The 12,799-nt window shown below is 57.7% G+C and carries 11 protein-coding genes; 4 read left to right on the plus strand and 7 right to left on the minus strand.

Annotated features, from left to right (window positions below; translation table 11 throughout):
• The 6 genes from menA to priA form a co-directional block, all read right to left on the minus strand.
• Positions 1 to 930 carry a 1,4-dihydroxy-2-naphthoate polyprenyltransferase gene (gene menA / locus ACSPHG_RS00540; protein ID WP_435951540.1) on the minus strand — a complete coding sequence of 310 codons (930 nt, stop codon included), beginning with the start codon at positions 928 to 930 and terminating at the stop codon, positions 1 to 3.
• Positions 931 to 1,006: 76 nt separating this feature from the next.
• Complete coding sequence (gene hslU / locus ACSPHG_RS00545; protein WP_435951541.1) at positions 1,007 to 2,341, minus strand: ATP-dependent protease ATPase subunit HslU; 1,335 nt, start codon at positions 2,339 to 2,341, stop codon at positions 1,007 to 1,009.
• 9 nt (positions 2,342 to 2,350) lie between these two features.
• A complete protein-coding gene (gene hslV, locus ACSPHG_RS00550) occupies positions 2,351 to 2,881 on the minus strand; it encodes an ATP-dependent protease subunit HslV (RefSeq protein WP_034461419.1) in 531 nt (176 codons plus the stop codon).
• Positions 2,882 to 2,971: 90 nt separating this feature from the next.
• Positions 2,972 to 4,006 carry a cell division protein FtsN gene (ftsN, locus tag ACSPHG_RS00555; RefSeq protein WP_435951542.1) on the minus strand — a complete coding sequence of 345 codons (1,035 nt, stop codon included), beginning with the start codon at positions 4,004 to 4,006 and terminating at the stop codon, positions 2,972 to 2,974.
• Positions 4,007 to 4,094: 88 nt separating this feature from the next.
• Positions 4,095 to 5,129 carry a DNA-binding transcriptional regulator CytR gene (gene cytR / locus ACSPHG_RS00560; protein WP_435951543.1) on the minus strand — a complete coding sequence of 345 codons (1,035 nt, stop codon included), beginning with the start codon at positions 5,127 to 5,129 and terminating at the stop codon, positions 4,095 to 4,097.
• Between the two features lie 163 nt (positions 5,130 to 5,292).
• Positions 5,293 to 7,488, minus strand: coding sequence for a primosomal protein N' (gene priA, locus ACSPHG_RS00565; RefSeq protein WP_435951544.1), 2,196 nt, complete (start codon positions 7,486 to 7,488; stop codon positions 5,293 to 5,295).
• 206 nt (positions 7,489 to 7,694) lie between these two features.
• Between priA and rpmE the strand changes: the two genes are divergently transcribed.
• Complete coding sequence (gene rpmE / locus ACSPHG_RS00570; protein ID WP_435951545.1) at positions 7,695 to 7,910, plus strand: 50S ribosomal protein L31; 216 nt, start codon at positions 7,695 to 7,697, stop codon at positions 7,908 to 7,910.
• 189 nt (positions 7,911 to 8,099) lie between these two features.
• On the opposite strand, the gene metJ is transcribed toward rpmE, so the two are convergent.
• Positions 8,100 to 8,417: a met regulon transcriptional regulator MetJ gene (metJ, locus tag ACSPHG_RS00575; protein ID WP_031523354.1), complete on the minus strand. Its 318-nt coding sequence runs from the start codon at positions 8,415 to 8,417 to the stop codon at positions 8,100 to 8,102.
• Positions 8,418 to 8,680: 263 nt separating this feature from the next.
• Between metJ and metB the strand changes: the two genes are divergently transcribed.
• From metB to ACSPHG_RS00590, 3 genes are all read left to right on the plus strand, one after another.
• Positions 8,681 to 9,841, plus strand: a complete 1,161-nt coding sequence (metB, locus tag ACSPHG_RS00580) for a cystathionine gamma-synthase (RefSeq protein ID WP_435951546.1) — start codon at positions 8,681 to 8,683, stop codon at positions 9,839 to 9,841.
• A gap of 2 nt (positions 9,842 to 9,843) precedes the next feature.
• A complete protein-coding gene (locus ACSPHG_RS00585) occupies positions 9,844 to 12,276 on the plus strand; it encodes a bifunctional aspartate kinase/homoserine dehydrogenase II (RefSeq protein WP_435951547.1) in 2,433 nt (810 codons plus the stop codon).
• 89 nt (positions 12,277 to 12,365) lie between these two features.
• Positions 12,366 to 12,710: a hypothetical protein gene (locus tag ACSPHG_RS00590; protein WP_435951548.1), complete on the plus strand. Its 345-nt coding sequence runs from the start codon at positions 12,366 to 12,368 to the stop codon at positions 12,708 to 12,710.
• Positions 12,711 to 12,799: the final 89 nt, after the last annotated feature.

Consider the following 12,799-nt stretch of genomic DNA (forward strand, 5'->3'; position numbering starts at 1 on the left):
CTAAAAATGCACCGTGCTGAGCACAACTCCTACCGCAAACAACAGGTTAATCAGCAGCGCGGCTTTCACCGTCCGCTCAAGCATCGGGCGAATAGCGGTAGGTTCCATTTCACGCGTAACGTACATCGCCTGCTTGATGAGCAGCGGCGCCGCCAGCACAAACAGCCATCCCCACAGGCTTTTCAGCCAAACCAGATTAAACATCGCCAGGCAAAGCAGGGCGCCCATCAGCAGGCAAACGTGATAGCGACGCGCCAGCACCGGCCCCAGACGCACCGCCAGCGTGTTTTTGCCGTTCTCACGGTCGCTGTCGATATCGCGCAGGTTGTTGATATTCAGCACGGCGGTTGCCAGCAGGCCGCAGGCGGTAGCCGGCAGGAAAACGAGCGGGGCGAGCGTATGCGCCTGCAGATACCAGCTTCCTGCCACGCTCAGCCAGCCGAAGAACACCAGCACCGAGATATCACCTAAACCCATGTATCCATACGGGCGCGTGCCGACGGTATAGGTAATGGCCGCGATAATCGCCACCAGGCCAAGCACCAGGAAACCGAAGAAGTCAGCCGGCGTGTGGCAGGCAACCGCGACGAGCGCCAGGCCTGAAAGACAGATAAGGACGACGGTGATAATCAGCGCGCGCTTCATTTGCGCCTGGGTAATCACCCCTTTTTGCATCCCGCGCAGCGGCCCGATACGATCTTCTTTGTCGCTGCCTTTCACGGCATCGCCATAATCATTTGCGAGGTTGGAGAGGATTTGCAGCAGCCCCGCCGTCAGTAGCGCGAGCCCGGCTACCGCCGGATCGAATACGCCTTGCCAGTACGCCAGCGCAGAACCGCAGACGATAGAGGCAAAAGCCAGCGGCAGGGTTCGGGGACGCAGGCTTTCCAGCCAGGCTTGCGTAACGCTAACAGAGTGCGGATTGCTCATAGTTTTCGATGCCAGATATAAAAAATGGAGGGCATAAGCCCTCCATTTGAAAATGAAGAAAATACGTTGAGCGCGATTATAGGATAAAACGGCTCAGATCTTCATCTGCTACCAGCTCATCCAGGTGCTTACTTACATAATCAGCATCAATAATTATCGAATGGCCGCTCAGGTCGCTGGCTTCGTAGGAGATATCTTCCACCAGGCGCTCGAGCACGGTGTGTAGACGACGCGCGCCGATGTTCTCGGTGGATTCGTTCACCTGCCATGCCGCCTGCGCGATACGACGAATACCGTCTTCGGTGAAGTCGATGTTCACGCCTTCGGTGCCCATCAGCGCCTTGTACTGCACGGTGATTGAAGCGTTTGGCTCGGTCAGGATGCGCTCGAAATCTTCAACGGTCAGCGCCTGAAGCTCCACGCGAATCGGCAGACGACCCTGCAATTCTGGGATCAGATCGGACGGGCTGGCCACCTGGAATGCGCCGGAAGCGATAAACAGGATGTGGTCAGTTTTGACCATGCCGTGCTTGGTGGACACGGTGCAGCCTTCCACCAGCGGCAGCAGGTCGCGCTGCACGCCTTCGCGGGAGACATCCGGGCCGGAACTGTTGCCGCCGCGCTTACAGATTTTGTCGATTTCGTCGATAAACACGATGCCGTGCTGCTCAACCGCATCGATCGCGTCCTGCTTCAGCTCTTCCGGGTTCACAAGCTTGGCCGCTTCTTCTTCAATCAGCAGCTTCATCGCGTCTTTGATTTTCAGCTTGCGCGGCTTCTGCTTCTGGCCGCCCAGGTTCTGGAACATGGACTGCAGCTGGCTGGTCATCTCTTCCATGCCTGGAGGTGCCATGATTTCCACGCCCATTGGCGCGGCCGCGAGGTCGATTTCAATCTCTTTGTCGTCGAGCGCGCCTTCACGCAGTTTCTTGCGGAAGGACTGACGCGCCGCAGACGGCTCTGGCGCCGTTTCGTTCTGGCCCCAGTTGTTTTTCGCCGGTGGGATCAGCACGTCAAGAATACGCTCTTCGGCCATTTCTTCCGCGCGGAAGCGGTTCTTTTCAATGGATTGCAGGCGCACCATTTTCATCGCGGAATCGGTCAGATCGCGAATGATAGAATCAACTTCCTTACCGACATAGCCTACTTCGGTGAATTTAGTCGCTTCAACCTTGATGAACGGCGCGTTAGCAAGTTTTGCCAGACGACGGGCGATTTCGGTTTTACCGACGCCGGTCGGGCCGATCATCAGAATGTTTTTTGGCGTCACTTCATGGCGCAGCTCTTCGTCCAGCTGCATACGGCGCCAGCGATTACGCAGCGCGATGGCCACGGAACGCTTGGCGTTGTCCTGGCCGATGATGTGTTTGTTCAGTTCGCTGACAATTTCGCGTGGAGTCATTTCAGACATGGGGGATCCTTACGCCTTAGACGCTAATTCTTCGATAGTGTGGAAATGGTTGGTGTAGATGCAGATATCACCGGCGATCCCCAGCGATTTCTCAACGATATCGCGTGCGCCCAACTCGGTGTTTTCGAGCAGCGCACGAGCTGCGGCCTGGGCGTATGGGCCGCCAGAGCCGATGGCAATCAGGTCGTCTTCCGGCTGAATCACGTCACCGTTACCGGTGATGATCAGCGATGCGTTTTCGTCGGCTACCGCCAACAGCGCTTCGAGCTTGCGCAGCATGCGGTCGGTACGCCAGTCTTTAGCCAGCTCAACGGCGGCTTTGACCAGGTGACCCTGATGCATTTCGAGTTTGCGTTCAAAGAGTTCGAACAGCGTGAAGGCATCCGCCGTGCCGCCCGCAAAGCCCGCGATAACCTTGTCGTTATACAGACGGCGAACTTTTTTGACGTTGCCTTTCATTACGGTGTTGCCGAGCGTGGCCTGACCATCGCCACCGATTACTACATGGCCGTTGCGGCGCACACTTACTATTGTTGTCACGAGCAGACCCCTTATTGCATCAGCTAAATATGGGCCCCAAACCGGGTTTGGGGCTGAATGCAATTATAGATGGGGGGGATTTTGGGGGTTTCAACCCCCGCCCAGACGAATGCAGTTAGAGTGACCAGCCATTTTGAGGCGGTTCAGGGTGCCGTCGGCGTTGTCCTTGCCTTTGATCGGGCCAATCACCACGCGGTTCCAGCCGTTATTGGTGGTAATGCGTGAGTCAAAGCCTTCAAACGCCAGCTGCGCGCGAACGGTTTCCGCCTGCTCGCTGCCTTTAAACGAGCCGCACTGCACCATCCAGCGTTTTTCGTCTTTTTTCTCCTGCGTGGCAGGCGCTGGCTTAGCCGCTTCGGGTTCACGCGTTACCGGCGCTGCTTTTGGCTGCGTTTGTACCTGCTCGCGCGGCTGTGACGTCTGCGCTGGAGCACGCTGCTGCGTGTTATGCGGCGGCGTCTGGATCAGATCCTGATACGGCTGCGAGGCTGCGGTAGTACGCGGCTGTTGCTGAACGGCCTTCGGCTGCTGTGTCTGCTGCACGGTGCGTGGCTGCTGATAAGGCTGCTCCACAACGCGCTGCTGTACGCGAGGCTGTTGCTGCTGCGTGTTCCACTGCTGTTGCTGAGTCTGCTGCTGCACCTGTTGCAGCTGTTTCTGGCGTTGCAGGGTTTGCTGACGCTGCGCCGGGGTTTGTTCGTTCCACGGCACTTCGTTCAGCTGAGTCGGCTGCTGACGCATATCCGCCTGCATCTGTTCCAGCAGCTGACGCTGTTCGTTGGTGAGCTGGTCTTTGTTCTGCACTTCACCACCGGCCGTTGGCTCGGTTGGCGTGCGCACGCCCGGCTGGCGGTTTTCCAGCTCTTTGATATAGCGCCAGCGCTCTTCAGGTTTCGGCGGAAGACCATTCCCGGTCACCTTATGGCCCGGCAGGACTTCACTTTCCTCTTTTTTATGATGGGTAATGAAGTACAGAGCACCAATAAAGGTCACCAGAACGGCGGCCGCAATGGCGACCATTGTCGGCGAGACGGATGGCAGGTTACGTTGCTTTTTGCGGGGGGTACTCTTTTTGCGCCGTGTCCCTGCCGATTGCCCGCGGCGTACATAATCTTTTTGTGCCACTATCGATTCGCTGTATTTATTCGTTTATCAGCCCGCCATGTTACTTAAGGGACGCCCCTTTGACCAGATTGGGGAGTCCTAAAGCGGTTCATTTTCTCAAGCCTGGCGCACTGGTGCTTCCTCGTTCAATGAGGTCGCAGTCCAGCAAGCGCGATCCGCTGCTGACGATTTCACCGTGCAGCTGATCTAATAACAACAGCATAGCTTCCCGTCCGATATCGAAACGCGGTTGCTGAACCGTGGTGAGAGGAGGATCGCAGAACTGCGATAATGCAATATCATCGAAGCCCATGATAGATAAATCTTCCGGCACGCGCAGCCCGCTGCGTTTGGCCTGCGACAGCGCGCCGAGCGCCATCACGTCACTGTGACAGAAAATTGCGGTAGGCGGAACCGGCAAAGTCAGGAGCTGCGCAAGGGCGGCGGCACCCGCTTCGTAGGTAAAATCACCGCGCTGAATGTAATGCGGATCGACAACCATGCCCGTGCGGCGCAGTGCCTGAACGTAGCCCTGCAGGCGGTAATGGCAGAGCGGCATCTCTTCCGGACCGGCGATACAGGCGATTCTTTCGTGGCCCAGCTGCTGCAAATAGTAGACGGCGTTAAACGCGGCGGTAAGGTTGTCGATGTGAACGGTCGGCAGTTCAAGCTCTGGCGCAAACTCGTTCGCCATCACCATCGGCGGCAAATTCCTTTGCTCTTCGAGGCTTGCATCAAACGGCAGGCGCGAGCCGAGCAGCAGCATACCGTCAATTTGCTTGGTGATGATGAGATCGATAAAGGTCTTTTCCTGCTGATTCTGATGGGCGCAGTCGCCGATCAGCACCAGATACCCCTGATCCGCGGCGGTGACTTCAATCCCGCGAATGATCTCGCTGAAGAACGGATCGCAAATATCCGGGACAATCACCAGTATCGTGCGCGATTCGTTACGCTTTGCGTTGCGGCCCAAAGAATGAGGTAAATAGCCCACTTCAATGGCTGCCTGCTCCACTTTACTGCGCGTGCTCTGGGAAACCTTATCCGGGTTCATCAACGCACGGGATACCGTTGCCGTAGAGACTTTCGCCTGGAGGGCAACATCTTTCATGGTCGCGTTCGCGACCTGGTTCTTCGGCTTCACTTCTTCTCCTCGCATGCAGTATGCAGGCCACGACACGTCCCTGATGCCTGATCATCTTCACATTCTTAGCAGAATAATGGCGAAGCCTGTTACAGAAATTTCATCAAAAATGTGACGGGTGCGGAATTTTTCGATCCGCTTCGCATAACCAGCCTTTTGCGGGCTAGCCCTCTATCGGATCGACATCCAGCATCCACTTCACTTTGCGGGATTCGGGAAGCGTATTCACCAGCGTAAGTGAGTGACTTATCAGGCGTTGCAAACGGGCGCGCGACGGATGCTGGAGGAGAATCTGCCAGCGGAAACGGCCGCCGCGTTTGGGCTGAAGCGAAGGCACCGGCCCCATAATCCACAGCTGTTCGTCGCGCAGCGGGCTGGATTCGAGCAGATTGCGCAGCTGCTGAAGGAACAGCGGTGCCTGCTGGTTGTTCTGGTCTTCGGCGCGGAAGATAACGTGGCTGGTAAACGGCGGCAAAAAGACCGTCTGGCGTTCGACCAGCGCCTGGCTTGCGAAGGCGTCATAGCCTTTGGTGAGCAGGGTTTGCAGCAGCGGGTGGTCAGGGTGATGGGTTTGCAGTACCACTTCGCCCTGCTTGCCCGCGCGCCCCGCACGCCCGGAAACCTGGACGTAAAGCTGCGCGAAGCGTTCCGCCGCGCGGAAGTCTGCGGAGAACAGCGCGCCGTCCACGTCCAGCAGCGCGACCAGCGTCACGTCCGGGAAATGGTGCCCTTTGGCCAGCATCTGCGTGCCGATAAGAATGCGGGCGCCGCCGCGATGGACTTCCGCTAGCTGCTCTTCAAGCGCGCCTTTACGGCTGGTCGTGTCGCGGTCGATACGTGAAAGAGGCACGTTCGGGAACAGCGGTGCCAGGCTTTGCTCAAGCTGCTCGGTGCCCATGCCGACCGGCACGAGGTTGGTCGAGCCGCAGCCGGGGCACTGATGCGGAATAGGCCGCTGGCTATCGCAGTGGTGGCAGCGCAGCTGGCGTTGCCCCTGGTGCAGGGTGAAATAGTGGTCGCAGCGCGGGCATTCCGCAATCCAGCCGCATTCGTGACACAGCAGCGCGGGGGCAAAACCCCGGCGGTTGAGGAACAAAATGACCTGGTTATCGGCCTTGATGTGCTGGCCAATTTTCTTGATAAGCGTGGGTGACAGCCCGGATTTCAATGGCTGTCCCTTTAGGTCCACCACCTGCTGTAGCGCCTGGCTTGCGTTCCCGGCGCGCTTGGTCAGGCGCAGCTTGCGATATTTACCGAGCTTCACGTTATGCAGCGTTTCGAGAGCGGGCGTCGCCGAACCCAATATTATGGGGATATCTTCCGCATGGGCGCGGTAAACCGCAAGATCTCGGGCGTGGTAGCGCCAGCCTTCCTGCTGCTTGTAGGAGCTGTCGTGCTCTTCATCAATAACGATGACGCCGAGGCGGCAGAAGGGCGTGAACAGGGAGGAGCGTGTACCGATGACGATAGCAGCCTCACCGCTGCGCGCTTTTAACCACACGGCCAGGCGTTCGCTGTCGTTCAGGCCGGAATGCAGGACTTCTACCGGCGCGTTAAAACGCTCGCGGAAGCGGGCGATGGTTTGCGGCGTCAGGCCGATTTCCGGTACCAGCACCAGGGCCTGCTTCCCCTGCGCCAGCACGTTTTCCAGCACGCTGAGGTAGACTTCGGTCTTGCCCGACCCGGTGATGCCGGCCAGCAGCCATGCGGAAAAATGGTCTGCTGAGCTGTGGATTGCGCCCACGGCTGTGGCCTGTTCGGTGTTCAATCTTAAACGTTCGCCCGCGACGGAATAGCTTTCCCGCCAGTCGGCGGCAGATGGCGCGGCGCTTTTTAAGTCGCAGAGGCCTTTGGTTCGCAACGCCTGTAGGCCCTGCTCGCTGATTTCCATCTCGCTGACCTGATGCCGCCAGATGTTTTTCTGCCGCACCGCCGCCAGCGCCTGCTGCTGTTTTGGCGCGCGCTTCAGGCTATTGAGATCGACGGCTTTGCCTTCTTCAGTGGCGAACCAGTACCACAGCGGCGCGTGATGCGCGGGTTTCCCCTGGCGCAGCAGAATCGGCAGCGCGTGGAACAGCACGTCGCCGATCGGGTGGTGGTAATAGTCCTTCGCCCACAGCAGCACGCGCCATAAAGAAGGAGGGAATAGGGAAGCGCCATCCAGCACGTCGGCTACGGGCTTGAGATCGCCAAGCGGCAGTTCGCTTTTTTCGCTGACCGCAACCACGATACCCACGGCTTCACGTTTGCCAAACGGCACCAGCACGCGACAGCCCGCTGCCACCTGCATGCCAGCAGGGATCAGGTAGTCAAAAGTACGGGCAAGGGGAACCGGTAGGGCGACGTGGGCAACAGGCATGAAAGCATCCGGGCTGATAAAAAAGACGAGATAGTGTACACTGAGTGTTCACGAAATTGCGGATCAGTTTGCAAGCGGGTTTTGTATTCTGTATGATTCGCCGCCTTTGATGCGCAGTTTTGGTGTCGAAAAACCTACATTATTCACATCGCGTGGTGTCTGGCGTAAGGGCTGGAAGAGCGACGCGGCCTTAACCGAGGTTTACCATGAAAAAAGATATCCACCCTAAATATGACTTCATTACTGCAAACTGTTCTTGCGGTAATTCTATCAAAATCCGCTCTACCGCGGGTCACGATCTGAACCTGGACGTTTGTGGCGAATGCCATCCGTTCTACACTGGCAAGCAGCGTGATGTTGCTACCGGTGGCCGCGTTGACCGCTTCAACAAGCGTTTCAGCGTACCAGGCGCGAAAAAATAAGTTTCGCAGCATGGTAAAAGAGAAAGGCGCCCAAGGGCGCCTTTTTTGTATCCATTATTTTTATAGCCGTTAGCATTCGAGTTGCAGGTAGGCGACAAGGGAGCTCATCCCCAGGAGCTTACTGAAGTAAGTGACTGGGGTGAGGGAGTGCAGTCAACACCCCTGCGGCTCGAAGGATGACGGTTAGAATTAATATTCCCAAGTATCCGGGTCGATCCCCAGTTCGCGCATAATCACCTTTGCCTCTTCCGGGATTTCATCACTACGCTCTTTGCGCAGATCCGCATCGTTCGGCAGAGGTTGGCCAGTAAACGCGTGCAGGAAAGCCTCACACAGCAGCTCACTGTTGGTTGCGTGGCGCAGGTTATTCACCTGGCGACGGGTGCGCTCATCGGTGAGGATTTTTAACACCTTCAGAGGAATGGAAACCGTAATTTTTTTTACTTGTTCACTCTTCTTCCCGTGCTCAGCGTAAGGGCTGATATATTCGCCGCTCCATTCAGCCATGAGATACCTTTAATCCTCTTATCAATTAAACATGCTCAAACCGGGCCGGGCACGATCTGGGCGATTATCTGTCATAGTGTACAGCCCAGACACCTGCGCAGTCTGCGAAGCTATCACTCTAAAGCATATAATTTTAACGGCTATTTCGCGTTTGCTCAATCTATACGCAAAGAAGTTTAGATGTCCAGATGTATTGACGTCTATCTCGCCAGTGTTTACTCTGATGCCTGACCTTTATTCGACCAGCAAGGATTAGGCAAACAATGACGCGCAAACAGGCAACCATCGCAGTACGCAGCGGTTTGAACGACGACGAGCAATACGGCTGTGTTGTTCCCCCCATTCACCTTTCCAGCACCTATAACTTCACCGGCTTCAACGAACCGCGCGCGCATGACTATTCGCGCCGTGGCAACCCTACGCGTGACGTTGTTCAACGCGCGCTAGCGGAGCTGGAAGGCGGGGCAGGTGCGGTAATGACGAATACCGGCATGTCGGCTATTCATCTGGTGACCACCGTCTTCCTCAAGCCTGGCGACCTGCTGGTGGCGCCGCACGACTGCTACGGCGGCAGCTATCGCCTGTTTGATAGCCTCGCAAAACGCGGCGCGTATCGCGTTTTATTTGTCGATCAGAATGATGATGCTGCCTTAAGCGCGGCGCTGGCCGAAAAACCGAAGTTAGTGCTGGTAGAAAGCCCAAGCAACCCATTGTTGCGCGTGGTAGATATTGCGAAAATATGCGCCGCGGCGCGTGAAGCCGGCGCCGTGAGCGTGGTGGATAACACCTTCCTTAGCCCGGCGCTGCAAAACCCGCTGGCGCTGGGGGCGGATCTGGTGCTGCATTCCTGCACCAAGTACCTGAATGGCCACTCGGATGTGGTTGCGGGTGTAGTGATTGCCAAAGATGCCGATACCGTCACCGAGCTTGCCTGGTGGGCGAACAATATCGGCGTCACCGGCAGCGCCTTTGATAGTTATTTGCTACTGCGCGGCCTGCGCACCCTGTCGCCTCGCATGGAAGTGGCGCAGCGCAACGCCCAGGCCATTGTGGAGTATCTGAAAACCCAACCGCTGGTCAAAAAGCTGTATCATCCATCGCTGCCAGAAAACCAGGGTCACGAAATCGCGGCCCGTCAGCAGAAAGGTTTTGGCGCGATGTTAAGTTTTGAATTAGACGCAGACGAGCAAACGCTGCGCCGTTTCCTGAGCGCGCTGTCGCTCTTCACTCTGGCGGAATCGCTGGGTGGCGTAGAAAGCCTGATTTCGCACGCGGCGACCATGACCCACGCGGGCATGGCCCCGGAAGCGCGAGCTGCGGCTGGCATTTCCGAAACGCTGCTGCGTGTGTCTACCGGCATAGAAGATGGTGAAGATTTAATTGCTGACCTGGAAAATGCGTTCCGGGCGGCAAGAGAGGGGTAAGCATGAGTGTTTCAGCACCAGCAGGGACGCCGGTTCGTCAACTGCATAAGTTTGGCGGTAGTAGTCTTGCGGACGTGAAATGTTACCTGCGCGTGGCAGGCATCATGACCGAATATTCCAGGCCGGGCGATCTGATGGTGGTTTCCGCCGCGGGCAGCACCACTAACCAACTGATCAATTGGCTTAAACTGAGCCAGAGCGACAGGCTTTCTGCCCATCAGGTGCAGCAGGCGCTGCGTCGCTATCAAAGCGAATTGATCGGTGGTCTGCTGCCGCCGGAAGTCTCCGACGGCCTGATCGGTGAATTCATTCACGATCTCGAACGCCTGGCGGGTTTACTGGATGGCAAGATAACCGACGCGGTATACGCAGAGGTGGTCGGCCACGGTGAAATCTGGTCCGCGCGGCTAATGTCTGCGGTGTTGAATCTTCAGGGTATTGAAGCGGCCTGGCTTGATGCGCGTGAGTTTATGCGCGCCGAACGTGCGGCCCAGCCGCAGGTTAACGAAGGCCTCTCCTGGCCGCTGCTGCAACAGCTTATGGCGCAGCATCCAAATAAACGCCTCGTGGTCACCGGCTTTATCTGCCGTAACGACGCGGGCGAAACCGTGCTGCTGGGCCGTAACGGCTCCGACTATTCAGCGACCCAAATCGGGGCGCTGGCTGGAGTTTCCCGCGTTACCATCTGGAGCGACGTGGCCGGTGTATACAGCGCTGACCCGCGTAAAGTCAAAGATGCCTGCCTGTTGCCGCTGCTGCGTTTAGACGAAGCCAGCGAGCTGGCGCGCCTTGCTGCCCCGGTGCTGCATGCCCGTACGCTACAGCCGGTTTCCGGCAGCGACATCGACCTACAGCTGCGCTGCAGCTATTCTCCGGAACAGGGTTCAACGCGCATTGAGCGCGTGCTGGCCTCCGGCACCGGCGCGCGTATCGTCACCAGCCATGACGACGTCTGCCTGATCGAATTCCATGTTGCCCCGCAGCAGGACTTTAAGCTGGCGCGCAAAGATCTGGACACCCTGCTCCAGCGTTCCCAGGTGCGCCCTCTGTCCATCGGCGTGCATCCCGATCGCAACCTGCTGCAGCTTTGCTACACCTCAGAAGTCGTGAACAGCGCGCTGCAAATTCTTCAGGAAGCCGGACTGCCAGGCGAGCTTCGCCTGCGCGAAGGCCTGGCGATGGTGGCGATTGTCGGCGCTGGCGTCTGCCGTAATCCGCTGCACAGCCACCGTTTCTGGCAGCAGTTAAAAGACCAGGCCGTCGAATACATCTGGCAGTCCGAGGACGGCATCAGCCTTGTCGCCGTTCTGCGCGGTGGCCCAACGGAAAACCTGATTCAGGGCCTGCATAAATCTCTGTTCCGCGCCGAAAAGCGTATCGGCCTGGTGCTGTTTGGCAAAGGGAACATCGGCTCCCGCTGGCTGGAGCTGTTCGCCCGCGAGCAGGAAACCCTCTCTGCCCGCACCGGCTTTGAGTTTGTGCTTGCAGGCGTAGTAGACAGCCGCCGCAGCCTGCTCAACTACGAAGGGCTGCACGCCAGCCGCGCGCTCGCATTCTTTAACGACGAGGCCGTTGAACAGGACGAAGAATCGCTGTTCCTGTGGATGCGCGCCCATCCTTACGATGATTTAGTGGTGCTGGACGTCACGGCAAGCGAGCAGCTCGCCGACCAGTATCTCGATTTCGCAAGCCACGGTTTCCACGTCATCAGCGCCAATAAGCTCGCCGGTGCGGGCAACGGGCAGAAGTATCGCCAGATTCGTGACGCCTTTGAAAAAACTGGCCGCCACTGGCTGTACAACGCGACCGTTGGCGCTGGCCTACCGGTCAACCACACCGTTCGTGACCTGCGCGACAGCGGTGACGCTATTCTTGCCATCAGCGGTATTTTCTCCGGCACGCTTTCCTGGCTGTTCCTGCAGTTTGACGGCACCGTGCCGTTCACCGACCTGGTCGATCAGGCCTGGCAGCAGGGGCTGACGGAACCCGATCCGCGTGTCGATCTCTCGGGTAAAGACGTGATGCGCAAGCTGGTGATCCTCGCCCGTGAAGCAGGCTACGACATCGAACCGGATCAGGTTCGCGTGGAGTCGCTGGTGCCAAACGGCTGCGAAGAAGGCTCGGTGGACCATTTCTTTGAGAACGGCGACGAGCTGAACGAACAGATGGTACAGCGCCTGGAAGCGGCGCAGGAAATGGGCCTGGTGCTGCGTTACGTGGCGCGTTTTGATGCCAACGGCAAGGCTCGCGTCGGCGTGGAGGCGGTTCGCCCCGAGCATCCGCTTGCCGCTCTGCTGCCGTGCGACAACGTCTTCGCCATCGAGAGCCGCTGGTATCGCGATAACCCGCTGGTGATCCGTGGCCCTGGCGCAGGGCGCGATGTCACCGCCGGAGCCATTCAGTCCGATATCAACCGTCTGGCGCAGCTTCTTTAACCTTTGAAGTGTCGGGTGGCGCTGTGCTTACCCGACCTACGCCACGCTGGAAGTTTTAGGGTGGATAAGCGAACGCGCCATTCACCGAATTGTCGGGTGGCGCTGCGCTTACCCGACCTACGCCACGCTGGAAGTTTGTAGGGTGGATAAGCGAACGCGCCATTCACCGAATTGTCGGGTGGCGCTGCGCTTACCCGACCTACGCCACGCTGGAAGTTTTAGGGTGGGTAAGCGAACGCGCCATTCACCGAATTGTCGGGTGGCGCTGCGCTTACCCGACCTACACCACGCTGGAAGTTTTAGGGTGGATAAGCGAACGCGCCATTCACCAAATTGTCGGGTGGCGCTGTGCTTACCCGACCTACGCCACGCTGGAAGTTTTAGGGTGGATAAGCGAAAGCGCCATCCACCTCCCGTCTTTTTCTGCATCGTGAACAAATTTCAGGTTGAGTGAGAATTCCTCAATTTCTCTGGTGATTTTTCAGTTGACGGCCTCCCCCTTTTCCTTCATCTTGCTATCTGG

It is taken from the genome of Dryocola baronae (genome assembly GCF_051297175.1).
GTDB lineage: Bacteria > Pseudomonadota > Gammaproteobacteria > Enterobacterales > Enterobacteriaceae > Dryocola.

Bases quoted from the DNA above. Each gene is read 5' to 3' on its own strand.
- menA (WP_435951540.1), bottom strand. From the start codon at position 930: ATGAGCAATCCGCACTCTGTTAGCGTTACGCAAGCCTGGCTGGAAAGC.
- hslU (WP_435951541.1), bottom strand. From the start codon at position 2,341: ATGTCTGAAATGACTCCACGCGAAATTGTCAGCGAACTGAACAAACAC.
- priA (WP_435951544.1), bottom strand. From the start codon at position 7,488: ATGCCTGTTGCCCACGTCGCCCTACCGGTTCCCCTTGCCCGTACTTTT.
- rpmE (WP_435951545.1), top strand. From the start codon at position 7,695: ATGAAAAAAGATATCCACCCTAAATATGACTTCATTACTGCAAACTGT.
- metJ (WP_031523354.1), bottom strand. From the start codon at position 8,417: ATGGCTGAATGGAGCGGCGAATATATCAGCCCTTACGCTGAGCACGGG.
- metB (WP_435951546.1), top strand. From the start codon at position 8,681: ATGACGCGCAAACAGGCAACCATCGCAGTACGCAGCGGTTTGAACGAC.
- ACSPHG_RS00585 (WP_435951547.1), top strand. From the start codon at position 9,844: ATGAGTGTTTCAGCACCAGCAGGGACGCCGGTTCGTCAACTGCATAAG.